Origin of the sequence: Paenibacillus rhizovicinus, assembly GCF_010365285.1 — a bacterium.
GTDB classification, from domain to species: domain Bacteria; phylum Bacillota; class Bacilli; order Paenibacillales; family Paenibacillaceae; genus Paenibacillus_Z; species Paenibacillus_Z rhizovicinus.
This window is the reverse complement of sequence record NZ_CP048286.1, coordinates 6,711,333-6,737,135: the sequence shown is the minus strand read 5'-3', so window position 1 is coordinate 6,737,135 and position 25,803 is coordinate 6,711,333. Positions and strand designations below refer to the sequence as shown.

At 58.0% G+C, this 25,803-nt stretch carries 24 protein-coding genes; 4 read left to right on the top strand and 20 right to left on the bottom strand.

Translation table 11 applies throughout. From position 1 onward, the window contains the following. Positions 1 to 69: 69 nt before the first annotated feature. The 5 genes from rocF to GZH47_RS30055 all read right to left on the bottom strand — a co-directional run bounded on the left by rocF (position 70) and on the right by GZH47_RS30055 (position 4,442). Positions 70 to 981 (bottom strand): arginase, encoded by a 912-nt coding sequence (rocF, locus tag GZH47_RS30075; RefSeq protein ID WP_162644773.1) that lies wholly within the window; start codon positions 979 to 981, stop codon positions 70 to 72. A gap of 233 nt (positions 982 to 1,214) precedes the next feature. Then, entirely contained in the window at positions 1,215 to 2,090 is an 876-nt protein-coding gene (locus tag GZH47_RS30070; RefSeq protein ID WP_162644772.1) for a LysR family transcriptional regulator, read from the bottom strand. 148 nt (positions 2,091 to 2,238) lie between these two features. Next, positions 2,239 to 2,760, bottom strand: a complete 522-nt coding sequence (locus tag GZH47_RS30065; RefSeq protein ID WP_162644771.1) for a DUF6886 family protein — start codon at positions 2,758 to 2,760, stop codon at positions 2,239 to 2,241. Positions 2,761 to 2,804: 44 nt separating this feature from the next. Further along, on the bottom strand, positions 2,805 to 3,092 hold the full coding sequence (locus GZH47_RS30060; RefSeq protein ID WP_162644770.1) for a HesB/YadR/YfhF family protein: 288 nt from the start codon (positions 3,090 to 3,092) through the stop codon (positions 2,805 to 2,807). Positions 3,093 to 3,203: 111 nt separating this feature from the next. Beyond that, positions 3,204 to 4,442, bottom strand: coding sequence for a D-alanyl-D-alanine carboxypeptidase family protein (locus GZH47_RS30055; RefSeq protein WP_225446280.1), 1,239 nt, complete (start codon positions 4,440 to 4,442; stop codon positions 3,204 to 3,206). A 386-nt stretch (positions 4,443 to 4,828) separates the two neighbouring features. On the opposite strand from GZH47_RS30055, the gene GZH47_RS34540 reads away from it, so the two are divergent. Then, positions 4,829 to 5,050 (top strand): hypothetical protein, encoded by a 222-nt coding sequence (locus tag GZH47_RS34540; RefSeq protein ID WP_318653396.1) that lies wholly within the window; start codon positions 4,829 to 4,831, stop codon positions 5,048 to 5,050. Positions 5,051 to 5,151: 101 nt separating this feature from the next. Then, entirely contained in the window at positions 5,152 to 6,924 is a 1,773-nt protein-coding gene (locus tag GZH47_RS30050) for a heavy metal translocating P-type ATPase (protein WP_318653395.1), read from the top strand. A gap of 82 nt (positions 6,925 to 7,006) precedes the next feature. Here the strand turns inward: GZH47_RS30050 and GZH47_RS30045 are convergent, their stop codons facing one another. From GZH47_RS30045 to GZH47_RS30010, 8 genes are all read right to left on the bottom strand, one after another. Beyond that, positions 7,007 to 7,804 (bottom strand): sugar phosphate isomerase/epimerase family protein, encoded by a 798-nt coding sequence (locus GZH47_RS30045; RefSeq protein ID WP_162644768.1) that lies wholly within the window; start codon positions 7,802 to 7,804, stop codon positions 7,007 to 7,009. A gap of 329 nt (positions 7,805 to 8,133) precedes the next feature. After that, the gene (locus tag GZH47_RS30040; protein WP_162644767.1) at positions 8,134 to 9,054 is read right to left on the bottom strand and encodes an aldo/keto reductase; all 921 of its coding nucleotides are present in this window, start codon (positions 9,052 to 9,054) and stop codon (positions 8,134 to 8,136) included. 59 nt (positions 9,055 to 9,113) lie between these two features. Further along, positions 9,114 to 9,872, bottom strand: coding sequence for an ABC transporter permease (locus GZH47_RS30035; protein ID WP_162644766.1), 759 nt, complete (start codon positions 9,870 to 9,872; stop codon positions 9,114 to 9,116). Continuing rightward, positions 9,872 to 10,603, bottom strand: a complete 732-nt coding sequence (locus tag GZH47_RS30030; protein ID WP_225446279.1) for an ABC transporter ATP-binding protein — start codon at positions 10,601 to 10,603, stop codon at positions 9,872 to 9,874. Before GZH47_RS30030 ends, GZH47_RS30035 begins: the two co-directional genes overlap by 1 nt. 80 nt (positions 10,604 to 10,683) lie before the next feature. Continuing rightward, complete coding sequence (locus GZH47_RS30025) at positions 10,684 to 11,472, bottom strand: MBL fold metallo-hydrolase (RefSeq protein WP_162644765.1); 789 nt, start codon at positions 11,470 to 11,472, stop codon at positions 10,684 to 10,686. Between the two features lie 95 nt (positions 11,473 to 11,567). Continuing rightward, entirely contained in the window at positions 11,568 to 11,921 is a 354-nt protein-coding gene (locus GZH47_RS30020; RefSeq protein ID WP_162644764.1) for an ArsR/SmtB family transcription factor, read from the bottom strand. 1 nt (position 11,922) lies between these two features. Continuing rightward, positions 11,923 to 12,345, bottom strand: coding sequence for an SRPBCC family protein (locus GZH47_RS30015; RefSeq protein WP_162644763.1), 423 nt, complete (start codon positions 12,343 to 12,345; stop codon positions 11,923 to 11,925). A gap of 123 nt (positions 12,346 to 12,468) precedes the next feature. Then, a complete protein-coding gene (locus tag GZH47_RS30010; protein ID WP_162637937.1) occupies positions 12,469 to 12,615 on the bottom strand; it encodes a hypothetical protein in 147 nt (48 codons plus the stop codon). Between the two features lie 241 nt (positions 12,616 to 12,856). On the opposite strand from GZH47_RS30010, the gene GZH47_RS30005 reads away from it, so the two are divergent. Then, positions 12,857 to 13,795, top strand: a complete 939-nt coding sequence (locus tag GZH47_RS30005; RefSeq protein WP_225446278.1) for a DMT family transporter — start codon at positions 12,857 to 12,859, stop codon at positions 13,793 to 13,795. A 69-nt stretch (positions 13,796 to 13,864) separates the two neighbouring features. On the opposite strand, the gene GZH47_RS30000 is transcribed toward GZH47_RS30005, so the two are convergent. The 4 genes from GZH47_RS30000 to GZH47_RS29985 form a co-directional block, all read right to left on the bottom strand. Next, on the bottom strand, positions 13,865 to 14,506 hold the full coding sequence (locus GZH47_RS30000; protein WP_162644761.1) for a hypothetical protein: 642 nt from the start codon (positions 14,504 to 14,506) through the stop codon (positions 13,865 to 13,867). A gap of 71 nt (positions 14,507 to 14,577) precedes the next feature. Further along, positions 14,578 to 15,642, bottom strand: a complete 1,065-nt coding sequence (locus tag GZH47_RS29995) for a M42 family metallopeptidase (RefSeq protein WP_162644760.1) — start codon at positions 15,640 to 15,642, stop codon at positions 14,578 to 14,580. Positions 15,643 to 15,708: 66 nt separating this feature from the next. Beyond that, a complete protein-coding gene (locus tag GZH47_RS29990; RefSeq protein ID WP_162644759.1) occupies positions 15,709 to 17,598 on the bottom strand; it encodes an ATP-binding cassette domain-containing protein in 1,890 nt (629 codons plus the stop codon). Then, positions 17,595 to 18,455 carry an ATP-binding cassette domain-containing protein gene (locus GZH47_RS29985; RefSeq protein WP_162644758.1) on the bottom strand — a complete coding sequence of 287 codons (861 nt, stop codon included), beginning with the start codon at positions 18,453 to 18,455 and terminating at the stop codon, positions 17,595 to 17,597. Before GZH47_RS29985 ends, GZH47_RS29990 begins: the two co-directional genes overlap by 4 nt. A 98-nt stretch (positions 18,456 to 18,553) precedes the next feature. On the opposite strand from GZH47_RS29985, the gene GZH47_RS29980 reads away from it, so the two are divergent. Continuing rightward, positions 18,554 to 19,174, top strand: coding sequence for a biotin transporter BioY (locus GZH47_RS29980; protein ID WP_162644757.1), 621 nt, complete (start codon positions 18,554 to 18,556; stop codon positions 19,172 to 19,174). 133 nt (positions 19,175 to 19,307) lie between these two features. Here the strand turns inward: GZH47_RS29980 and GZH47_RS29975 are convergent, their stop codons facing one another. The 3 genes from GZH47_RS29975 to uca all read right to left on the bottom strand — a co-directional run bounded on the left by GZH47_RS29975 (position 19,308) and on the right by uca (position 25,783). Then, entirely contained in the window at positions 19,308 to 19,904 is a 597-nt protein-coding gene (locus tag GZH47_RS29975) for a hypothetical protein (protein WP_162644756.1), read from the bottom strand. 138 nt (positions 19,905 to 20,042) lie between these two features. Then, a complete protein-coding gene (locus tag GZH47_RS29970; protein WP_162644755.1) occupies positions 20,043 to 22,070 on the bottom strand; it encodes an allophanate hydrolase in 2,028 nt (675 codons plus the stop codon). Beyond that, positions 22,067 to 25,783: an urea carboxylase gene (uca, locus tag GZH47_RS29965; protein ID WP_162644754.1), complete on the bottom strand. Its 3,717-nt coding sequence runs from the start codon at positions 25,781 to 25,783 to the stop codon at positions 22,067 to 22,069. The genes GZH47_RS29970 and uca overlap by 4 nt, the downstream gene beginning before the upstream one ends. Positions 25,784 to 25,803 lie beyond the last annotated feature (20 nt).

Genomic DNA, 25,803 nt, shown 5'->3' with positions numbered 1-25,803 from the left:
CATCGTGATTACAGTTGCCATGCAGATCATGCGACGCTTCGAAACCGAAACAGGCTTAAGCCGACCGGCTTAAAGGATCCGTTCCCCGAACGCGGAACCGATCAGCTCCACGGCCGCCACGGCCGTCTTGTTATGCTGGTCCAGCATCGGATTCACTTCCACGATCTCCGCCGATACGAGCAGATTTCGTTCGAACAGGAGCTCCATCGCAAAATGGCTTTCCCGGTACGATAGGCCGCCGCTTACCGGCGTGCTGACGCCCGGCGCGTCCGACGGATCCATGCCGTCGAGATCGAGACTCAAGTGAACGCCGTCCGTGCCGTTCGACACGATGTCCAGCGCTTCCTCCATGACTTGCTTCATGCCGTTACGGTCGATATCGTGCATCGTGAAAACTTTAATCCCCTTCGCTTTCAGAAAAGCACGCTCGCCGGGGTCGATCGACCGCGCGCCGATAATGACGATGTTCTCGGGCAGCAGCTTGAGGCCAGACCCGCCGATCGAGGTCAAATCGTCATGTCCGTAGCCCAATAATGCCGCCAGCGACATGCCGTGAATGTTGCCCGAGTCCGTCGTCTCGTGCGTATTGACGTCCGTATGCGCATCAAACCAAATAACGCCCAGCCGCTTTACATGCCGCAGGACGCCTTTGATCGTGCCGATCGCAATGCTATGGTCGCCGCCCAATACGAGCGGGAATCTGCCCTTGCCCATTTCTTCCGAGACGGTATCGCACAGCGCTTGGTCCACCCTCGCGATCTCGTTCATATATTTCAGCTTCTCGTCCTGCGCGGCAGGCTGCAGCAGCCGGTTCACCTGCAGGTCGCCGGCATCCTCGATCGAATAGCCGAGCGCCTCCAGCCGATCATGCAAATTCGCGCCGCGAATCGCGTCAGGCCCCAGATCAACGCCCTTCCGGTTTGCACCATAATGCAGCGGTACGCCGATAATCGTGATGTTCGTATTCTTTACCGCATCCATAAGCTGCACCCTTTCCTAGACTTTCAGATAGTCTCATTGTAACATAGCGTTTTTTGTTGAAAAAATTAAATAATTCTATGGTAACGATTAAGAATCGTAATGTTACCGTCTTTTACCATGCGAAATGGAGCTGCTCAAGGGCCTAAAAACGAAAAACCTCCGGCTTAAAAGCAGCCGAAGGCAGATCTAGCTATTGGATATCGACAGCTATGCCTGAAGCGAAATCGGATGCGTCAGTCCCATTCTTTCCAAATCCGCTGTACGATTTGCGCGAAAGAATGAATGTTTTGTTCCGCAATCCGTTTCTTGAGCATGACCATGTTCGTTTCGATTTTGCCGGGAAACCTATGAATTTCCGCCAACGTTCCTTTTCGAAGTTCATCCTCGACTAACGCCGCGCCTAGAAGCGCAATTCCCGTGTTATACATCACCGTCCGCTTAATCGTCTCGTCGGAGACGCACGCGATGTATTTATCCGGCACGAAGCCGTATTCCGACAAGCATTCGTTGACGAGCCGCTGAATGTTGGAGCCGGACTTATACGTGATGAACGGGTACGTCTCGAGCAGTTCCGACAGCTCATGCTGTTCCAGCAGCTCGGTCGTCGTCACGAGGACGAGATCCTCCCTGCCGAGCGGCATCTTCTCCATCTGCGGCAGATCGCACGGACCGGCGATGATCGCCAAATCCGCTTCGTTCGACGAGACCTTCTTGATGGCGTCATTGCTGTCGCACGAGAACAGCTGCAGCTTCACGTTCGGATTCTCGGCGATGTAGGAGTGCAGAATGAGCGATAAGTATTGCGTGCAATAAAATTCAGGCGCCGCGACCGTCAGCAATCCGTGCGGGTTCTCGAGCTTGCGCAGCTCGGCCTCCATCTCATCCATAAGCGCGAAGGTCTGGTCCACGTAATGTTTGACGATCTTGCCTGCGGGGGTCAAGAACGTTCGTTTCCCGTTTCGTCCGAGGAGCGTGACGCCAAGCTCGCTCTCAAGGGATTGCAGCTGCAGCGTGATCGTCGGCTGCGTATAACCGAGCTGATCGGCGGCGCGCGTCAAATTCAGCGTGTCCGCGACGACCTGGAACGTCTTGTATTTCTTGAAATCCATGCCTGCCTCACGTCCTTGCCGACTTCATTGGAACCATTATAGATGGGAATGACGCACGGGGCAAGCGAAGGCAACTGCGTCTCCGTCAGCCTTTTTCAACATTCATCGGCTTTTGTCGGACTCCGCGCCTGCCTGCATCGGTCTTATTTCAGCCTTCCATTTCGGTTCTTGCATTGGACATCCGAATCATGGAGAAGTTCACGGACGAAGCCGGAATTGCTTCCCGCAGCCGCTGCAAGGAAGGCGTGATCCGCACCTCGATGCCTGCTTCCGCCATTCCGCCCAGGCAATCGCCGACGCGCTCCACTCGCAAGGGTACGACTTCCTGCTTCGCGATATAATAGCCTGCATCCTTCGCGTACACTTCGAAATTGCGAGTGTCGAATTCGTACCGGAAGACAGCCGCATCCCGGATGCGATCCAACCAGCCGCTCTCGACGGCGATGACGCGATGCGTTCCCGATAATCCGAAGAAGCGCTCGCGGTCCGCCTCGGACGTCGTCGGCGCCGGCCAAAAACAAACCCGAGGGCAGTCCCTCGGGAAATAGTAATGATAGGCATGCCATTCGTCGATCGCCCACACCATCGCAGGTTCATGAAGACGATAAGGCAATTGGCGCGGGGTGAATGCTTGAATATTCGGATCTTCGCTGAAATGATACAATCGCAATCGATTCGCTCCATTTCCGTACCGCTTCCGTCATGAAAGCTCGACTATTCAATGTCCATGGAGATGTCGTCTTCCGCTTCGTTGAACCGGATGAGCAGCTCCTTGTCGTCCAGAAACCACAAGTTGTCCGCTTCCATGTAAAACGTGATCCCTTCCACGACATCCTTCAAGCCCAAGTTACGAGGCGTATCCTTCATGATGCCGAGCGAGTAACCGGGTTGAACGCTGCCGCTGCCGCCAAGTCTAACAAAAATCCGCAAATGATCGCCATCCGACAATTCCAATTCTCTGATGTACCACTGTGCAGCCGACTGTTCAACTGAAAGTCTCATCGTTTCCATCTCCTCGTTTTGGATACGGTTACATGCTATATATACGCCGCATTCCAGGGAATTACCTCTTTATCATCGATAAAATCGCATGTTCGCCGCAGTTTACCCGCATTAGAAGCTTCGTCCGCGCTGTATTCGGTTGCGTCTGACGCGGATGACGGCAATCAGGCACAAATACGCCATGAGGCCGACCCACACGATAAAAATTTTCACTTTCGTGCTCGCTGACGGTTCTTTCGGTACGTCTTCCTTGAGCACGGCACGTTGTACCGAAGCATCAATGTCCCCGTATTGCCGCGCGATCGCGGCCATATTAGGAGAAATCGGCTTCAGCTTGCCGGCCGAATATTCACCGAGCGACGTCAGAACCTTGACTTCCCGATCCGGCGTAACCGTAATGACCGGCGTTTCGCCCTTCGGCACCACCGCATAGAGCGGCTCGTCCGTCGCGGAATTCTCCGGTTCCGTGCCTGCGAGCGGATAGGCAGGGTTCGCCGCCCTCACTTGCTGCAAGTCAAAATGTTGAAACCCGTAGTCGAGCAGTTTCGTCATATCCTTATAAAGCGCCGATTTGGTCGGTGACTTAAGCAGCACGCCGATCAACTCCAAGTCGCCGCGTTTGGCCGAGGTGACGAGCGTAAAGCCCGAATCTCCCGTATAGCCGTTCTTGATGCCCGTCGTGCCTTCGTAATTGCCCAGCATTTCGTTATGATTGACCAGCGTCGTTTTCCATGTCTGCCCGTTCCACGGCAATGTCTTCGTCCCGACAATCGTTCGGAACAACCGGTTCTGCATCGCATATCTCGCAATCTTGGCCATATCCATTGCGGTCGTGTACTGCTCGGGATCCGGCAAGCCGCTCGGATTGACGAAATGCGTATGCGTGGCGCCGGCTTTCTCGACGACGAAGCGATTCATCCGCTCGGCGAATTTCGCTTTGGAGCCATCGATGAATTCGGCAATCGCCGTGGCCGCATCGTTGCCCGAATTCATGAGCATGCCGTACAGCAGGTTGAACAAGGTCTGCTGCTCGCCTTCCTCCAAGTAGATGCGCGTTCCCTCCTCGTTGCGCGCTTCCTTGGACGTCGTTACGAGGCTCGATAAGTCTTGGTCGCTTTCCATGGCGATGATACCCGTTACGATTTTCGTAATGCTGGCCGGAAATTGCTGCTTCTCCTCGTTGTGCGCGAACAACACCGTTCCCGTCTTGGCATCGATAAGAATCGCGGAATCCGAGGATAAGATGGGCTTCCCTTGATCCTCCTCCGCTGCATAGACTGGAAAAGCAGCTCCGAAGCTAATGATACAAAGCAGCAGTACGACAATATGAATTCGTTTATACATCGTCATGGACGATTGCCGACCTCCTGCATCGCTATGTAAAGGAATGGTTTTCTATTAACGTACCACTAGAAACGGCCGGTCAGCAATTATTATTTTGTGGCAACGCGACGCAATCTATAACCTATACAGCCTAATAGAGAGGGTGCCTATGAACGAATATCGCGTAAAAGGTCTCTCCTGTCCAAGCTGCACCATGGAGCTTGAACATCAGCTGCGCAAATTGAAGCACGGCGAAGCATCTGTTCTGAACTACGGCTCCGGCAAAATGAAGCTGGATCCGCTCGTTTCGATACCTGAGGTTGAACGTATTTTGAAGAGAGAACGGGCGTATATCGATTATTCCGCTGTGCAAGGCGAGACGCCGGGGCAAGGTCAGGAGCCTGGGCACGGGCATGGGCATGAGCTTGGGCACGGGCATAGGCATGATGGGCATGGGTACGAACATGGGCATGGGCACGAGCTTGAGCATGGGCACGAACATGGGCATGACGGGCACGGGCACGGGCACGGGCACGGGCATGGGCATGGGCACGAGCATGGTCATGGACATGATCACGAGCATGGGCATGACGGGCATGGGCACGGGCATACCCATGGCGGCCCTCATGCACTGAAGGGACTGATAGCTGCTGCCGTCGTCTATGCTGCAGCTTTAATCGGCGACGGCAGCTGGTCCTCCTGGATCACCGTCGCTCTCTCGATCGTAGCGATTGTAATGAGCGGATATGCGACGTTCGTACGCGGACTGCGTAATTTGCTTCGCTTCCGCTTCAATATCGATACGCTGATGACCATCGCGCTCGTCGGCGCCGTCGGCATCGGGGATTGGCAAGAAGCCGCGTTCGTGGCTCTGCTGTTCGGATTGAATGAATGGCTCGAAGGACTCGGCATGGAGAAGGCCTGCAGATCCATGGAATCGCTGCTGCAGCTGGCGCCGAAGGAAGCGCTCCGCCTGACGGATGGCCGCGAGGAACTCGTTCCGATCTCCGCCCTTGTTCCGGGGGATCTAGTCCTAGTCCGTTCGGGCGCGCTTATCCCCTCTGACGGAATCGTACGTCATGGGCACAGCTCCGTGAACGAAGCCGCCATTACGGGAGAATCGCTCCCCGTCGACAAGGCAGCCGGCGACAACGTATTCGCAGGCACGCTGAACAACGAAGGCGTCCTTCGCGTGTCGATCACGCGCGCCTATAAGGATTCTTCACTTTCCAAAATCCTTCATCTCGTTGCAGAGGCCCAAGAAACCAAGACGCCCACCGAATTGTTCATCAATCGCTTCTCCCGGTACTATACGCCGCTTATCATAGCGGTCGCTGTCCTCGTTCTGCTTCTCCCTCCGCTTCTGTACGGCGGCGATTGGAGCAATTGGCTGTATCAGAGTCTGGCTGTCCTGATCGTCGGTTGTCCTTGCGCGCTCATCCTCTCATCGCCTATCGCCATTCTGTCCGGGATAACTAGAGCCGCTCGCTGCGGAATTCTGATCAAAGGCGGCGTTCATCTGGAACAGTTAGGCCGCATCAATCTGCTCGCCTTCGACAAAACCGGCACGCTGACGAAAGGCGAGCCTCGCGTCGAAGATTGCGTCGTCTTCGATGCCCGTCTTCACCAAATCGCCGGCGCGCTCGAGCATGGATCCTCCCATCCGCTGGCGAAAGCCGTCTTGAAGGCAGTCACTGCTTATGGGATCGCCCCAGCAGTCGCCGAAAATCTTCAAACCGTCTCGGGTCAAGGAGTGACCGGCGTCATTGAAGGGATAGCGTATCGGATCGGGAATGAAAACAGTTTGTCGGGCCCCGTCCTTACGAATGAGGTAACCCGTGCAATCGGAAGATTGAAGCAGGCAGGCATGACGCTCGTCATCGTATCGAACGATAGCCGCGTACTCGGGATTTACGGCATCGCGGATGAAATACGGGAAGAAAGCCGCAGCGTGATCGAATCGCTTCGACGTCTGGGGATCCGTAAGACCGTGATGCTGACCGGCGACCATGAAGCAACCGCGCGCAAGGTCGCGGAAGCCACGGGCATAACCGATTATATCGCCGGCTTGCTGCCCGAGGACAAAGTAGACCGGGTCAAGGCGCTCTCGTCCCGGCACAAGGTCGCAATGATCGGCGACGGCATCAACGATGCGCCGGCGTTGGCATCCGCGAGCCTTGGCATCGCGATGGGCAAAGGCACGGACAGCGCGATCGAGACGGCCGACATCGTGCTCATGCAGGATCATCTCGGCATGCTGCCCGAAGCCGTTAAAGTCGCCAAGCGCGTCAACCGTACGATCCGCTTCAACATCGGGCTTGCGCTTGCCTTGAAGCTCATTGCCTTATTGCTGACGATTCCGGGCTGGCTGACACTGTGGATCGCCATCCTGTCGGACATGGGAGCGACGATTCTAGTCTCGCTGATCAGCTTGACGATCTTGATGGACGCCAGAAAAAAAACCGCTCCGGTAAAGGAGCGGCCTGAGAATCGAGAGACCCGCGTGTAATAGAAACGGCGGGTTTCTCTTTTTTCATATTTCGGGGAGCATCAGAAAAACTACTGCACCCAGTACACCACATTGGCGCTTGTTACTCTTTGCCGAACTTCTCGCGGATACGCGTTGCCATCCATGCGTTGACTTGCCATAGGTCGGCGACCGCTTGCCCCGTGAACGGCAGCGTCGGCATATATCCCGGCGGGCCGAATTCCGGCGTGATCGTTGCAAAGGCATGGCCTTCCTGTTCCCTCGCTTGCAGCATTTGTCCCCACCAGCCCTCGAACTGCAGCAGCTCGTATGCAAATTCAGGCGCGGCCGGATGCGGCACCTGAGGCCCTTCGGCGAACCCGACGCGGGCATGAATATGAATGGCGCGCTCGAATGCGAGCTTCAGGTCTTCTTCCCTATCGTCCAGCATCGACTCGGTTACGCAGCACCAGTGGCTGAAATCCGCCGCAATCCTCAGGTCCGGCAGCTCCTTCAACAGCGCCGTCGTGCCCCAAGGCGTGAACATGGCCCGCGAGCGATGCGTTTCGTGGGCGACAGGAATTCCGATCGTCCGCTCTACGTCGAGCGCTCCGCGAAAGAAATCCACTTGCTCGGCGAAAGGCATGCTGTCCTTCGCGCTATGCGAAACGATCAGCTGCGGATTGAAGCTTGCAGCGTATTCCGCCTGCGAAGCGAAGGTTGCCGCGTGATCGCAGGAAGTAAAGATTTGCGCGATGTAGCTGAGGCTATGCTTGTCCAGCAATTCCTTGAATTCGTTCGCTTGCTCCTTCGACGGCGCCGGAGCCTCCACGCCGGCATAGCCCGCTTCAGCCGCTCTTGCCAGTTGATCCGCATAAGTTCCGGGCATGCCCCAGAGCGCGTTATAAATATTCAGTTTCATCGGTCGACTTCTCCTTCGTCTGCGTTCGAATATGTAGCTACACCGGCAACAACTGCCATAACCTCATTCAGTTTACCAACGCTGTCCGATCTCGCCAAGGAGCAAATCTTACGAAAAACTATGCTTATTTTCATATATAAGACCCAAGCTGCGTCTGAATTCCGTTCATGAGTCGCGTTTTACTCCAAGAATCAAAAAAATAGCGGAGCAGAAATTCCCTCTGCCCCGCTATTTTCCATGTAATCTATATCGGTTGAGCGGCGTGCTGTCACACCAGCGCATTCATCTAAACGCTTAAAGCTTAAAGCTTAAAGCTTAAAGCTTAAAGCTTAACGCTGAACATCCTGCGGATGCGACTCCGTAATAAGGGCCGTCACGCTCGCGTTAGAGCTGACCTGCTCCGGACTTTTGCAGCCCGGGATAACGGCTGTTACCGCAGGATGCTTCAAGCACCAAGCAAGCGCCCATGCTGCCATGTCCACGCCGGCCGGCACTTCTTCGGCCGCGATGCGCTGCACTTCCTGCAGCTTCTTCACCGTGCTTTCGCGGTCGTGGCGATGGCGTACGTCGGTTTCATCGAATACGGCGTCCGGCTTGTACTTGCCGCTCAGATAACCGCTCGCAAGCGGAACGCGGGCAAGCACGCCCAAGTCCTGACGAATGCAGGACGGGAATACGTCTGCTTCCGGAACGGTGTCCAATCTGTTGTAAACGACCTGGATGACGTCGGAGCCGACCTTCGTGGAGGCATCGACCTGATGCGAGTTGGCATTGCTGCCGATGGACGTGCCGAGATGTTTGATTTTGCCGGCCTTCACTTGCTCGTTCAATACGGACCACAATTCCTCGTTGTCGAACACGGCGTCGGGACCGGAATGGAACTGGTACAAATCGATATAGTCGGTTTTGAGCGCACGCAGCGATGCCTCGAGCTGCTCGACGACGCCCTCCGGCGAGAAATTGTCCGTACGCGAGAACCGTTCGTGAAAATGATGACCGAACTTCGTCGCGACGATCCAATTCTCGCGCTTGCGGCGGGATAGATAGTCGCCGATAAGCGATTCGGACAAATGATCGCCATAGCACTCCGCCGTATCGATCAGGTTGATGCCCAGCTCGGCTGCCCGATCCAAGATCGCATCGGCCTCGTCCTGCGTAAACTGCTGTCCCCATTCGCCGCCGAACTGCCAAGTGCCTACGCCGATAACGGAAACCTCAAGCCCCGTACGTCCAAGTCTGCGGTATTTCATCGTTTCTTCCCTCTCCTCTCGAAATGACGGCGCGTACAGTCCGGCTGCCGCGCGCAATATTATTCTTTACCCAATTGCCTCAATTGCATCGCTTGCGTAAACCAAAGCTTGTAGGTGAGCAAACTCAGGATAATGCTCGTGACAGCCGCCGATGACGTGAACGCGAAGACGATCAGAATCTGATACCGGACCGCTTGCAGCGGATCGGCGCCGGCGATGATCATCCCCGTCATCATACCGGGCAATTGGACGATACCGACCGTCTTCATCCCGTCGATCGTCGGAATCAAGCTCGCTTTCACCGATCGTTTGATGCTGAGCTGAATCGCCTGCCGCGCGCTTGCGCCGAGGGAGAGCAGCGTCTCGATCTCGCCGCGCGAAGACTCGATGTCCCGCCTCATCTGATTCAAGAATAACCCTGCGATAACCATCGCGTTGCCGATCGTCATCCCGCTGATGGAGATGATGTACTGCGGCGTGCTCTTGATGATGTGCAGGCCGAGCAGCAGCAGCATGATCATCGCTTCGGTCGAGGCAATGGCGATTCCGATCCGCAGCGCGATGCCGCGCAAGCCCTTCCCGCGCCTCGCCGCGTGCCACGATGCAATCGCGATCATGACGACGATAATCGGCACGAGCAGCAGGAGATGATGGGTTCGAAAAACCGCCTGCAGCACGAGCCCGACGGCCAGCAGCTGCACCGTCGCGCGAATCGTCCCGATGACGATATCGCGCTCCAGCCCGAGCTTCTGACGCATGGAAACGAACACGGTAATCGCAACGAAGAGCAGCGTGAACGCAACCGCCGTAAGGGACATCAGTCATCCGCCTCCATAGCTCGCTGTTTCAGGAAGGCCATCGCCGCTTCCGTCGGAGGATCGCGGAAGAATGATTCCGACTCGCAATCCGAGAAGGCCCCGTCCGCCAGAAACCATACCCGCGAACTGACGCGCCGCGCCTGTTCCAGGTCATGCGACACCCAGATCAGCGTCGTTTGCGCCGCATCCAGCAAACCAAGCAGCATTGTTTCCACCGCGGCTTTGCTGTGCTGATCCAGCGAAGCCGTGACTTCGTCGAGCAACAGCACCGACGGCCGGGCCAGCAGCGACCGGACGAGCGACAGCCGCTGCTTCTCTCCGCCGGACAGCGTCTCCGCTTCCTTCGACCAGCTCATCGCCGACAAGCCTGCAGCAGCCATCAGCTTCATAGCCGCGGCTTCGTCGAACTCGGAATTATGCAGGCGGCTGAACGTCCGCAAATTGCTATCGACGGTGCCCGGAAGCATAATCGACTGCTGCGCTACGTAAGCCGCCTTGCAGCGCCATGCCTGCGGGTGCCAATCGGCGGAAGCCTTGTCCTCCAACAGCAATTCTCCGCTGCTCGGCTCATCCAATAGCGCGAGCAAGCGCAGCAAGGTGCTCTTGCCTTGTCCCGACGGCGCGATCAACGCAATGGATGCGGGGGCATCGACGGAAGCGGAAATGTTCGAGAATAAGGTTCTGTCGCCGGGGAGCATCTTGGTCAATCCTTTAAACGCAAGAATACCCAAATGTGACCAGCCTCCTTATTTCTCTAGTGTTTCCGAAGCGAAAGGCATCATATCCGCTTCGATTCACGGCTAGCCGATCCTTACTTGACATAGACCCAAGTTTCGCCAGGCTGGAAAACATGGTAACGCTGGCCGCGATGCCGGTCGAATAGCTCGCCGACGAAGCCCACGATGCCCTCGCTGTTGTTCGGGTACAAGTCGAAATGCAGCGGAACGACGACGCCCATCCCCGTATCGACGGCCAAAGCAGCCGCTTCGCGCGCATTCATATTACCGTCGATGCCGCGGCGATGACGGAACAGATCCCGGCCATTGATCGGAAGCATGCCGACATCGATGCGGTAATTCTTCAGAATACCGATCAATTCTTCCGTAACCAGCGTATCGCCCGCATGATAGATGACGATGCCGTCCCACTCCATCATGTAGCCCAGGAAACGGTCGCGCCCCTCGGCATCCGAGATTCGGGTTTCATGCCAAGCCGGGATCGGATGAATCGTCAATCCTCCGGCGCATGCGTACGGCTCCCCATACTGAAGGCTGTCCACGCGTTCTTCGGGAATGCCGATTTTCTTCAAGATGGCCGCGCAAACGGCAGGACCGGCAAATCTGCAGGACGGCGAAGCTTCGGCGATGCTCAGCAGCGTCGCCGGATCCAGATGATCCGAATGCTCGTGCGTGACCAGGACCAGATTCAGATCGTTCAGCTCGCGCGCCTCGACCGGCGGGGAATAAGAACGCTTCCAAAAGCTGTCCGTCGACAGCGTATCGTCCGTCAAAAACGGGTCGACGGCGAGCTTGAAGCCGTTGCGGCCGATAATGACGCCGACTTGGCCGATGTATTGTATGGCAGCGTATTCGTATGACATGGTTAAATTCTCCTCTCTTGTACATTAAGCGTAACAGAAAAACCCGCGTCGATAAACCACGGGTTTTCGTATTCGGCGGCTATCCGCCCTTCGTCCTATGCGTCGTTCGTTTTCTCGTCCGCATCCTCATCCGACTCGACCAGACGCTGCAGGGCGGACAATTTATTCTCCCAATACCGTTCATAGTATTGCAGCCAATTGCGCAGCTCCTGCAGGGGCTGCGTCTCCAGCCGGTAGCGCGTTTCGCGCCCGACCTTGCGCTCCTTGACGAGCCCGGCCTCCGACAGGATGCGAAGATGTTTGGATACCGCGGTTCTCGTCATCGTGAAATGGCCGGAAATGGCGGTGACGGGCATCTCCTTGTCGACGAGCAGCCGCAGCACTTCGCGCCGCGTCGGGTCAGCGATCGCTTGAAAGACATCATGCTTGCCGGACGGCAGCGCGGCCATGTCAGGCCTCGACATACGAGCCGAGCTTGGCCACGATGCCGACCCAGCCCTTGTCCATCGTATCGCGAACCAGGCTGTGCGGCATGTTGAATTCCGTCATGCCGTCCACGCGCCAGCCGGAATGCGTCAGCGTGCAAGACGTCTGATTGTCGCCTTTGTCTTCGAGCTCGATCGTAATCGTCCATTCCGTGCCCCATTCGAATACGATGCGCCTCTGTACTTCGATTTCTTTGACGAGGCAAGGCTGCATGCCGAACGGCCCCGCATCGATCTTAAACGCATGGCCGACCACTGGCTCGAAATCATTCGGCATAAACCAGGCATTCAGCCCCTCCGCCGTCGCAATCGCGGTCCACACTTTCTGAATCGGCGCTTTGAACAGCTGCGTTCGTTGGATCGGCGGCAATGTATCTTGTGTTTCCATATCTATACCATCTCCTTGACCGACTCGATCATCGGGCTTCATGTTACTTAAACAAAAAAACGAACCCGTTTGGTTTCGCTTTTCAGTATAGGACACCGATCGGTTTCAAGTCAACCAACCGAACTAATTCGTTGGATCGTTCTTTTCTTTGTCTACGCCATGGTCTTCCCATCTCCGGGAATATGCTTTATTGGTCACCCAAATCGTCATCCACGTCACAATGATCCCGATGATGATCGCCGAGATCCACACCCCTGTAGGTACGCCCATTGTCAGTCTCTCCTTCGGCAGAACCTGTCATTCGGTACCGCCATGTTTTCAGAAAATCATAACAGACCTGTTATGCGGTTACAAATGACAACATTATGACGAAAAATAATGGTTAATGGCGCAAGGTATGCCAACACGCTGCCAATTCGCCCCTTTCCCTTGCCTGGACAAGCCTCGGCGTGCATAATGAGGGATGCTGAATGAAACCATTATACGCATCGCAGCAGAAAGGAACATCATCGTGCATTCATCGTCCGGGCCTGCCAAACCGCCCGTTTCTCCCGTCTTCCCGCTCTTGATCGGCATGCTGGCCATCTCGTTCGCGCCCATACTCGTTCGCGCATCCGATGCGCCGGTATCGGTACAAGGCTTGTATCGCATGCTATTCACCTTCCTGATGATGCTGCCCTTCGGCGGGAAACAGCTGCGCACGCTGCATAAGATTAACCGCAAAGACTGGCTCTTGCTGCTGGCCGCCGGCTTCTTTCTTGCGCTTCATTTCCTGCTCTGGATGGCATCCTTGACCTATACGTCCATCGCAAGCTCGACGATCCTGCTGGCGCTGGAACCCGTATTCGTGATGATCGGCGCTTTCTTCCTATTCAAAGACCGCCCCGGTAAATTAGCCGTCATCGGCATGCTCGTTGCCTTAATCGGCGCGATCAGCATCGGATCCGGCGATATCGGCCTATCCCAACGGGCATTCTTCGGAGACGCGCTTTCCTTTCTGGGAGCGCTCGCCGTTGCCGTCAATATGCTCATAGCCAAACAAATCATGCGCCGCGTTTCCTCGTATCTGTACAGCTTTATCGTGTTCGGCGTGACGGCGGCATGCTTCGCGGTTTACAACGTCGTTAGAGGCATCCCGATGACCGGCTATCCCGCCAAAGAATGGCTGGTATTCGTCCTGCTTGCCATCGTGCCGACCGTATTCGGCCATATGATTTTTAACTGGCTGCTGAAATACGTGAAGCCGACGACCATCTCGATGACGGTGCTTGCGGAACCGGTCGGCGCCAGCCTTCTCGGCATGCTGCTGTTCCGCGAGATGATTACCGGTTTCCAATTGATCGGCGGAGTGTTCATCATTGCCGGATTGATCCTGTACATGCGCGCGGAGAAGCTCGAGGCCGATTCCGCCCTTCACGTCGACCCTCTGCCTGCGGCCATCGCCGAATAAAGACATAGAAAAAAGCCTGATTGCTCAGGCTTTTTTCTATGTCTCCGCAGCATTGCGGCGGCGATAGGCCTATTCCAGTCCGTGCTCCTCGCGGATGCGGTACAGCCCTTGAATCATAGGCTCGGCCGGATCGCGGTTCAGCAGGAAGTGCGCAATGAGCACATGCAGGGGCAGCGCGCAAATATTGTTGCCGTCCGTAATAGACGTGAAGCCGGCTTCCAAGACAGGACCATGTTGTTCGTTAAGATCCAAATCGACATATACCTGCTCGTTCGGGAACTCTTCGCGAATCGTTTTGGCGCAATAAGGCACGATTATTTTATCAATCAGCGCCTTAGCGTCATCCTCGGACTGCGGCGGCTTCGGCAGCAGCTTGTCCGCGCCTTCGTTGCCGTCCATCAGGTCGAAGAAGAACGAAGAGATCCACAGCGCGGGATCGTCATTGCTTTGGAACGTTTGCAGCAATTCACGCATGAAGAAGCCCGTTGCGTATTTGCCGCCGTCCTTCGTTTCCACTTTGTACGTAAAAATCGGTCCGTAAACCTCGTGGTTCAACACCTGTCCGTCCACTTGCTCGTCCTCGAACTTGAACCGGAGCGCTTTCAAGCCGTTATCGTGCAGCGCTTGAACGACCTGGCGGAATTCCTCTTCCGAAACATTTCCTTGTTCCTGCGTATCGTTGGAATTGGATACGTTATTTTCTGTCGTCATGTCGAATCACCCACTATTCATCATATAATGTCCGTTTTATACTTGTCTACTTGTAATTTTAGCAGTTCATCTCAATTGCGCGGCTCGAACAGGTAGGCTGCCAACAGCACGGCCGTATTGGCAATGGCATCGCTATGCGTGCGCTCCATGCTGTGGGAGGCGTGTACGCCCGGTCCGATCAACGCCGCGCGGATGTTGCTTCCGCCGCGCTGCGCCGCGGAGGCGTCCGAACCGTAATGCGGATAAATATCGACGGCATGCGGGATGTTCTCGCGCTTCGCGAGCGCGATGAGCGCCGAGGTCATCTCGTAATCGTAAGGACCGGAAGAATCCTTGGCGCATATCGAAACGTCGTATTCCGTCGTGGAGAGATCGTCGCCGATCGCGCCCATGTCGACGGCGATCATTTCCGTAATGTCGGCCGGAATGTACGAGCTGCCGTGGCCGACTTCCTCGTACGTCGAAATGATGATTTTCACGGTGCGGTCCGGCGTTCTGCCTTCCCGCTTCACCCATTCCAGCAAGGCGAACAACGCCGCTACGCTCGCTTTGTCGTCGAGATGGCGGGATTTCACGAGGCCGTTCGGGAGAATCCGCGTCCGCGGGTCCCAGGATACGAAGTCCCCGACGCCGATGCCGAGCTTCAGCACGTCTTCCTTGGACTTTACCGGCTCGTCAATGCGAATCTCCATATTCGCTTCCTCGCGTTTAAAATCGCGGGCGTCGGAGTAAACATGGACCGATGGCTTCGAGGTCAGCACCGTGCCCTCGTAGGTCCTGCCGTCCCGGGCGTGGACGAGGCAGTATTCGTTCTCTACGGAATGCATGGCATAACCGCCTACCGGCGTAAACCGGAGCGTGCCGGAAGATTTGACCGACCTGACCATGGCGCCGAGCGTGTCGACGTGTGCGGTCAGCGCGATCACTTCCCGGCTATCTGGCCGCTGACCGGGAATCGTAATGATTCCGTTGCCTTTCGGCGTCAGTTCGAGGTCGCAGCCGAGCTTGGCGGCCTCCGCTTGAATCAGCTTCATGATGGCCGAGCAATAGCCGCTTGGACTTGGCGTCGCGAGCAGCCGTTGAAGGAATTCGATCATATAAGTGCGGTCAAGCTTGGGTTGCAGCGGTTGCGTCATCTTCATCATGCGCTCCTTTCATGGACCTTGTACTATCATAGCCCATTCCGGGCGAAAATCCTATTTTCACAGCCAAAGCAGCACGCCGCCAGCCGCTCCCGCCAGTAGGAGCACCGTGTCCCGAAGCTGCCAAACTTCCGTGACGAGTACGGTCGGATGCGACTGCGCGCCGACGCCGCGGCTCTCCAGCGCGTCCGCTACCTGATCGCCCAGCCGGAATAACGAGAGCATGAACGGCAGTGCCGTCTCTTGGATTTTCTTGATGGCGCCGCGCCAATTGTTGCCGACACGCTTGCCCCGCGCGACGGAGATGCGCGAGAACCGTTCCCACTCCGAGAGGAGAACGGGCACGAACCGAAGCAGCAGCGTAATGGTCAACAGCATCTTCGTTCCCCACTGCGGCACCCGGCCGAATCGGGAGAATAGCTGTTCCAGCGAGCGCCTCAGCCTGAGCGGCGTCACGGCGATCGGCAGACCGAAGCCGAGCAGCATGACGATGAGCGGTTTAAGCAGCGATTGCAGCGAAAGCAGTGCAGCGTGAACGTCCCAGATGCTGTCTGCGCGCGATTCGGTAAACCCGGCGAATATGGAGATCACGGCCGTGAACGTCGCGATCGTTCGGATAGCGCCGCGCCACCGCCGAAGCGGAATTCGTCCGAAATAAATCGCGCACGCCACGAGCACTGCGGCTAAGCCTACGCTCCGCCATCCGTTCAGTTGAAGGATGAACGTCGAAAGTACGATATAGGTCAGCCATACCGCTCTGGCGTCGAAGGACGCGATCGGCGACGGTTTGTCCGCCGACGCGCGAAGCGCGAAAGGCTGCCTGGCCGGCGCGATCGTTGGGGCGGCCGCGTTTGCCGCGATCGGCGCGATCGTCGGGCTGGATGGGAGAGTCGGGCTGGACAAGTTCGTTGAGTCGGGCGTGATCGTCGGACTCGTCGAGACGGCAAGCCCGGTTGCAGCAATGCCAGAGACGGCTCCGAGTGTTGATTCGGTTCGGGACTGCTGCGACTTCTCCGGCGTACCGGCAATCGCCTCCGCCAGTTTACTGGGATCCCATACGCTCGCTTCCATGATGCCGAGCTGCGTGCACAGATGCGCGACGGAGAACCATGCCGGAACCTCCATCCCCGCCTCCGTCAACCATTGCGGATTGGCCAGCAGCTCGCTCTTGCCGCATGACCGCATGCTCCCGTCCGCATGCAGAAGCAGCATGCGATCGGCGAGCTCGAACGCCCAGTCGCTCTCGTGCGAAATGAGCAGAATGCCCTGCCCTTCCGAGGCGCAGCGCCTCAAAGTCGCACCAAGCAGCGCATGTCCTTCGGCGTCGAGGCCTGCCGTCGGTTCGTCGAGCAGCAGCCAGTCGGCCGGCGGGGCAAACAAACAAGACAATGCCGTCCGCCGCCGCTCGCCGCCGCTCATCGCATACGGATCGCGCTCCAGCCATGAGCCGTCCCAGTTTACGGCTTGCAGAGCCGCCGAGATTCGATCGTTCCGATCCGCTTCCGTCATCGAAGAATAAGGTCTCAACGTATAGTCGAGTTCTTCCCTCACGGTCCGAAGGAACAGCTGCTCTTCCGGCGACTGACAGGAATACGCATAGGCAAGCAGGGCTGCTTCGTTTAGTTTCGACTCCCCGCGGGCCGATAACCGGCGGCGCTCCCATAACGATTCGCTGCCGTAATGAACGGCAAGCGATTCCGGCGCTCGCAGCCCCGCGATCGTCTCCATGAAACGCGTTTTGCCCGCGCCGTTCGCTCCCATAAGGACGGTGATTTCACCGGCATGCAGAATCAGCGAGGCCGATCCCGCGGATTCGCCGCGCATGCCCGTCGTTACCGTCTCGCCGATGACCCGTACGCCTTCGATGCGCAGCTTTTTCCCAGTGTTGTCCGTTTCCGTTTTCGTTTCCGTTTGCGTCAGGCCAATGCCGCTTCTTATATCGCGGTTCATGATTCGATCACCTGCCGAAGCGCCGATTCCCATTCCGCCGCCGTTTCGGGAAAAGGCGGCGGAAGCTTACCTTTCCGGCCAAGCTCAAGAGCAAGAAGCGACGTATATGGCAATCGCAAGCCGCATGCCAGGCATGGCGGAGGCACGTCCGGCTTAATCCCGCGCGGATAGTCCAAACCGTACAAGAACTGTCCGCCGGTACCGTCGAAACCGATCCGGCCTTCCGACATGGCGACCGTTCGCTCCGTTGCGCCGATTTCCTGAAGCCGCTGCGTCACCCAGACGACCGCCGCTCCTTCGCGGTTCAGCTTCGCCGCAATGCCGCGCACGCTGCGTCTCGACTGTTCGTCCAGCATCGAGGTCGCCTCGTCGAATACGATCAGCGCGAGCTTGGCCGCGGATGCCGCCGCGACGGCCGCCAGCTGGCGCTGTCCGCCCGACAGCCGTTCCCACGGCAGATCGCCGACGGCCTGCAGTCCGGTATCGCGGAGAATCGACTCCGTCTCCGGCACAATCATGTCCGGCGCAAGTCCGCGCCATTCCAGCGCGAAGCGAATCTCTTCGCGCGGCGTTTCGGCGAACAGCTGCGCATCGGGCTGCTGCATGACATACGGCGATGGCGTCTCCCCAGCGAAACCGCGGCTCCACGTTCCCTGAACGCCATCGATAAGAAGGCCTGCCAGCAGACGGGCCAGCGAGGACTTTCCGCTGCCGTTGACGCCGACAAGGTTAACCCATTCCCCTGGGCGCAATGCGAAATCCACCTCGTCCAGCCTCGGAGCCGCCTCATCGTCATCATGCCGACGAAGAGCGGACACGCCTTGCAGAACGAGTCTATTATGTAGGTGATCCACCACTCGAATTTCCCTCTTCCCAAAAGTTTACTCCCATGATAAGATGCTAATTGTTAACCACTCACAGATAACAAGGTTAACATTCGAGAGGAGAATTGACAATGGAAACCACGCCAATCAGCAATACCCAAACTTCGATCTCTGCCGCCGGAAGATCCCAATCCGCTTCCTGGATTCGCGGCGCCGTATTTACCGCCCTGTTCGCGGCCTTGTTCGTCGCCTTCAGCTTCGCCAAAATCCCGTTAGGGTTCTCTTCCGTCCCGATTACGCTGCAGACATTCGCCGTCATGCTTGCGGGCGGACTGCTCGGCTCCTTCTACGGGTTCCTGAGCATCATGATCGTCCTCCTGCTGACGGCAACCGGCCTTCCGCTGCTTGGCGGTTATGGCGGCATCTCGGTTATATTCGGCGCGACTGGCGGCTTCATATGGATGTTTCCGATTTCCGCCCTGCTCATCGGTTTCGCCAGCGACCGGCTGTTCGCCCGTACGAAGAAGCTGAACCGGACCGGCATCGCCTGGCTGTTCGTCAGCCTCGTGCTGTTCAGCGTCGTACTGGCCTACGTCGGCGGCGTTCCGTGGTATGCCTTTAAAGCAAAGCTATCCTTCAATGCCGCAATGGTAGGCGGCTGCTATCCGTTCCTGTTCGGCGACTTCGTCAAAGCTATCGCGGCAACCGCTTTGATCAGCACGCTCCGTCCGATGCTGGCAAGATTGCGTTAAGCCGTAATTAAGAAGGATTAATTAAGTACGAATAATAGAGTATTATCGCTACATAGCAGCGTGCATCATCGTACTTCCGTTTTATCGTTTTATCGTTTTATCGTTCTATCGTCCTTTCGTACTTCCGGCCTGCCTATAATCCGAGTTCTTGCCGCAGCAACTGGGTGAGTTCGGATAAGGTGGGCTTTTTGATTTTGACGATCAGCTGTTCTCCGCTCAGCTCCGCGTTTTCGATCTGCAGCGGCTTCGGGATGGAATCTCCGAGCGGAATGACGATATCGTCGAAATACTTGTTCGGCAGCTTTCGGCCCCTCAGCTTCGCTTCGTCGACTTCGGCGACCAAATTCGGATTGCGCCATTTGATACGATAGTAGACGACGACGCCGACCGGAACGCGATCCAAGACCAGCAAATTATAATGACCGGCAACGCGTCCGTCTTCGAATTGAAAACGGGCCCCGGTAATCGTCACATTCGGACCGTATTGCGGATTTGCCGCGATGAATGCCTTGCCGATATTGTTGACATCCGCTTCCGAAAGCTTCAGCGTCGTGCTCAGCTTCTTCGCCATGCTGACGGCCCGGTCCTCCAGCGGTACGGTACTGTAATTCAGATTCAAGGTTTCTGTTGGTTTCACGTACCGAATCGCTACTACGCCCAAGATGACGGCCACCAGAATTAATATCGCGAGCGTGATCAAACTTTTCTTCAAAATGCGCATTGCAGGCACCTCCATTCCTCCTATTATACGCCTCCTCTCTACTCGTCTTCTAGTCCGCTGCGAACACAACGCGTGCCAAGCCCTGCGCCTGAGCAAAAATCGAAACAGGCCGCATCCGATTGGACGCAGCCTGCTTGTCGTAAATCCTTACATGAGCACGGCTTTACGCCATGATCCCGTTTGCGTGATGTCCTCGGAAATAGCGGCTGCATAAGCCTCGCACGTGAAGCCGGGCACTTCGCTGCCGTCGCTCAGCTCCACTTTGCCGATGCCGAGCGGCGCAGGGATACCTGCGACGAATCCGCCGAAAGCCGCAAGCGGCATCTCCCACACCTCCAGCGTAATCGCCGCTCCGCCCTGCTCCTGCTTGATCATGCCCGGCTTTGCGGGTACGGTCGGCAGCTTCACGAGCCGGTACTTTGGCGCGCTCTCCGTCTCGCGAACGAAGACGGCGCCGCAGCCGAGCATTTGCTTCTCCAGCGGGAAGCCGCGCATATGAAGGCCGCAGACGGCGACGAGCGTCGTTGCCGCTTTGGCTGCTTGTTCCGGCGAGTTTGTCACCGCCTCTGTCGAATGCGTCGTCCCAGGTGGCGAAGCCTCTGCCGGTTTGGATAGTTGAAGTTCCTGCGTAATGGCTAACGAAGCTTCTGACTGCATCCCCGGTGTCGCTGCCGGTTGGTTGCCCGTCGCTGCCGCCACTTCGTCCTCGTCCTCGCTGTCTCGGCCAGATGCGCCCGCAACGCCTATTGTCCCAATACCGGAATCGCCCCGCGCGGCCGCAAAAGCCGCAGCCGCTGCGCAAATCAGCGACTCGTTCTCCGCCGCCGCGAAGAACGTGACGCCGAACGGCATATCTTCCGCCGCTTCTCCGGCCTGCACCGCTACGGCGCATAGATCCAGCAGATTGCAATGGTTCGTGTATTTGCCCATATCGCTGTTCGCGGCAATCGGGTCGCGGCGAACGTCTTCTCTCGTCCAAGTGCCGCCGCAGGTCGGCAGCATAAGCACGGCATCCTTCAGCAGCTTCCCGGCCTGAAGCTTATACTGCTGCAGCTTATGCATCGCCTGGAATACGGACGCCGCCGTATATGCCGGCGATTCGCCGGTCCGCAGCACCTGCTCCGTCACCGGAAACGCCGATCCCGGATGACCGTTCACGAATTCGCCAAGCTCCGCCCAGCGCTCGGCTACCCATGGGCCGCCGTATAGAATGGCCGCCGCCTCCGCGAACACATCCATCGCGATCGGGATGACCGGAATGCCGAGCGACGCGACTTGCGCGGCGGCAGCTTCCCAGGCAGCCCGATATTGCGCGGCATAGGGACCGTAGAAGGCTGGAGCCTCCTCCGGCAGGCATACCGCCGCAGGAAGGCGACTCGCAACCGGAACCGGAAGCGATCGCGACCACGGATCGGCAGCTTCCGCGCCGCGCGCGACCGCGTCCACGGCCAATGCGTCGGCGAGGTCGTGAGCGAACACGGTCACGCAGTCCAAACTCGCGCATGCCGGTACGACGCCTTTCGTCGGCCACGCGCCGAGGCTCGGTTTATAGCCGACGAGGCCGTTCAGCGCCGCCGGCACGCGGCCGGAGCCGGCGGTGTCGGTGCCGAGCGCGAAGACGGCTTGGCCGCGCGCCACCGCGACGGCGGAGCCGGAGCTCGAGCCGCCGCTGATGAGCTCGGGGCGCAGCGCGTTATGCGTTTCGCCGTACGGGCTGCGGGTGCCGACGAGGCCGGTGGCGAACTGGTCGAGGTTCGTTTTGCCAAGCGGGATTGCTCCGGCCGCGATTAGACGCTGCACCACGACGGCGCTCTCTTCCGGCGTATAAGCGAAATCCGGACAAGCCGCGGTCGTCGGCGCGCCGTCCCAATCGATGTTGTCCTTGATGGCGAAAGGGATGCCCCATAACGGGAATTGCTCCGGATCCATATCGGACAAGCGTTCCAGATAAGGGCGGATGCGCTCCGGCGAAGGCGGCGTGATCCAGATATTCATGCCTTCATCCCGCTTGGAACGCTGGAAAATCTCATGCACCACGGCAGCGGGCGTCAACAGCTCTCCCAGATATTGTTCCCGCAGCCATGCGGCGGTCAGCTTGCCAGGCCATTCAACGTTTGCTGCACTTGTTGCATTTGCCGCATTTACCGCGTTTGTCGGATTTATCTCGTTCGTCATGCAATCGACACCTCGCTCTCCGCTTCCTTCACAAGACTGACGATCAGTTGACCCGCGTGCACCTCGTCCCCCGGCTTGACGAAGACGGAAGCCACGTAACCGTCGCATGGCGCAGTTTGGGAAAATTCCATCTTCATGCTCTCCTCGATGATGAGCGTGTCGCCTTTCTTCACCGCTTGACCCGGCGTCGCGAGCACTTTCCATACGCTGCCTGGCATCGTGCAGCGAACGCCGACCGCGTTCTCCGGCAGTTCGTCTTCCTCGGACGCCTTCGCCGTATCGCTCTCGGATACGTATTCGGCCAGACCCAGCGCCTTCCAGCTCTCCCGCTCCGCTTGGAACGCGGCTTGCTGCTTCGATACGAAGGCATCCGCGCTCTCTTCGATCGAAGCAAGGAAAGTCAAATAATCGCCCAGCTTGAACGTCGTCTCCGTAATGTCCGCCTCGAACCGTCCGCGCATGAAGTCTTCCCTCAATCGAAGCAGTTCGTCGTCGCTGACGGGATAGAACTGGATTTGGTCGAAGAATCGCAGCAGCCACGGCTTGCCCGCGTGAAAGCTTGCTGTCTCGCGGTTCAAATGATTCCACATTTGGATCGTACGGCCGACGAATTGATAACCGCCGGGACCCTCCATGCCATAAATGCACATGTATGCGCCGCCGATGCCGACCGCATTTTCAGGCGTCCATGTCCGTGCCGGGTTATATTTCGTCGTTACCAATCTGTGACGCGGATCGATCGGGGTCGCTACCGGCGCTCCCAGATACACGTCGCCAAGGCCGAGCACCAGATAATTGGCGTCGTATACGATGCGTTGCACGTCATCGATGCCGTCCAGCCCGTTAATGCGGCGGATAAACTCAAGATTGCTCGGACACCAAGGGGCATCCGGACGGACATTCTGTTGATAGCGGTCTATGGCTAACTGCGTAGCCGGATCGTCCCAAGACAGCGGTAACCGCACGATGCGCGAAGGCACCGAGATTTCTTCCAGCGGCGGCAAATTGCGGTCCAGCTCCAGGATACGCTCGCAGGCTTCCTGCACGGTCGTCGCTTTGGGATCGATGTGAACCTGAAGCGAACGAATGCCCGGCGTCAGGTCTTGAACCGGAATCGCGCCGGTGCTTTCGATGGCTTCCATCAGGGCATGCACTTGGAAACGCAGCAGCAAATCCAGTTCCATCTCGCCGTACTCCACCAAAATATTCTCGTCGCCGCTGCAGCGGATCGTAATCGGGAAGCGGCGGTTGTCCGTCTCTTGGTGAAGCAGCGGGTACGCCGCTTTCACCTCTTCGGACTTCGGCTGCGGCAGCGCCGCAGGCGCCAGCTTGTTCCAAGCGGCTTCGCCCATGGCGTCCAGATTATCCTCCTGCCGTTGTCTCAGCTCATCCGCTTCTTCCAGCGTCAGCAGCTGGAAACGGACCGTGTCGCCGGGATGCAGCTGGCCCAGCTTCCAGAATTCCGCCGAGGCCGTCGTCACCGGGCAGACGAAGCCCCCAAGGCTAGGTCCGTCCGGTCCGAGCAGAATCGGCATGTCGCCCGTCAAGTCCAGCGTTCCGACCGCATACGCGTTGTCGTGGATGTTGGACGGATGCAGGCCTGCCTGGCCGCCGTCCTCGCGCGCCCAATGCGGCGCCGGTCCGATGAGCCGAACGCCGGTGCGAGAGCTGTTGAAGTGAACCTCGAACTCCGTATCCGCCAGCTCCTTCAGATACGAAGGCTTCAAATATTCTTCCGTGCAGTGCGGGCCCGGAATAACGCCGATCGTCCAGGCGCGGGTCATTTCCGGCCGGTCGGCTTCTCGGAGCTGCATCCGTGACAATTCGCCGGCGTCCAAGCCTCCGCTCAGGCCAGCTCCCTGGCCTACGCCGAGGCTGCCGCTTTGGCCGTCCCCTTCCCCGTCGCCGCGAACGACGCCAAGGACATCCCCGGCACGCAGCGCGCGGCCGCCGTGCCCGCCGAAGCCGCCGAGCGTGAAGGTCGCGGAGCTGCCAAGAATCTTCGGCATATCGAAGCCGCCGCCGACAAGCAGATAGCTGCGCATGCCGGTTTTCGCTTCGCCGAATCGGAGCACTTGTCCTTGGCGGACCGGAATCGGCCGATAAACCGGAACCGCTTCGCCGTCCAGCTCCGCTTCCATGTTCGCGCCGGTCAAGCAAATCATCATGTCGCTGCGGAACATATAGGCGCCGCCGCGAAGCGTCAGCTCCAAACCCGATGCATCGTCGGCATTGCCGAGCAGCTTGTTGCCGATGCGGAACGACAACGGATCCATCGGGCCGCATGGCGGCACGCCGACGTCCCAATAGCCCTTGCGGCCGGGCCAGTCCTGCACCGTCGACTGCACGCCGCCGTCGATGACCTCGATCGCCCGCTCCGCAGGCGCGAACCCGTTCAGCAGCTGCGTATATACGTTGCCAGTTAAGCATTCCTCTTCCCCGAGCAGCGCCTGTACATACTGCAAATTCGTCGTAATCCCGTACAACCGGGTCTCGCCCAGCGCCGCGGCCAGCTTGGCGATGGCATCCGCGCGACTCTCTCCGCGCACGATGATCTTGGCCAGCATCGGATCGTACAGCGTCGTAACGGTAATCCCGTCGCGCACCCACGTTTCCACGCGCGCGTCTGCCGCGAATTTCACTTGATCCAGCTTCCCTGCGCTCGGCCGGAATTGTTGGAGGCAATCCTCCGCGTAGATCCTCGCTTGTATGCTGTGACCCGACGGAAGACCGACCCGCGCCTCGATGCCGCGCAGTTCATCGGCCGCCTCCAGCACCATCCATTCGACGAGGTCGATGCCGAGCACCTCTTCCGTTACGCCATGCTCCACTTGCAGCCGGGTATTCACCTCGAGGAAATAGAACCGGCAGGTTTCCGGGTCGTACAAATATTCGATCGTGCCCGCGCTGCGATAGCCGACTTCGGATGCGAGCCGCTTCGCCGACGCGAACATCTCTTGGCGAACGCGATCCGGCAGGTTCGGCGCAGGGCTCTCTTCGATCACCTTCTGGTTGCGGCGCTGGATGGAGCAGTCGCGTTCCCCGAGCGTCGCCACTTCGCCGAACCGGTTGCCGAAGATTTGCACTTCGACGTGACGGGCTTTCGCGATATATTTCTCGAGGAAAATCCCCCCGTTCTTGAAGTTCGTCTCCGCCAAATGACGGACGCCGTCGAACGCTTCGCGCAAGTCCCGCGCTTCGCGGCATACGCGCATCCCGATGCCGCCGCCGCCCGCCGTGCTTTTAAGAATGACCGGGTAGCCGATGGATTCCGCTTCCGCCAGCGCCTCCTCGAGCTCGCTGATCAACGCCGTGCCCGGCAGCATCGGAACGCCAGCGCGCTCGGCGATTTCCCGCGCGGAATGCTTAAGGCCGAACATCTCCATCTGCTCGGGCGTCGGCCCGATGAAGACGATACCGTTCTCGCGGCAAGCGCGGGCGAATGCGGCATTCTCGCTGAGGAAGCCGTACCCCGGATGAATCGCCTGAGCGCCGGTTTCTATTGCCGTGCGCAGAATACGCTCGACGTCGAGATAGCTTTCCTTGGCCGGTCCTGAACCGATCAGAACCGCCTCGTCTGCGCCGTCCACGTGCAGACTGTCTTGATCCGCGCCGGTATAGACGGCGACGGATTGAATGCCGAGCTTGCGAAGCGTACGTTCGATACGAACGGCGATGGCGCCGCGATTGGCGATGAGAACTTTCGTGAACATGGCTTTCCCTCCCGGTTATC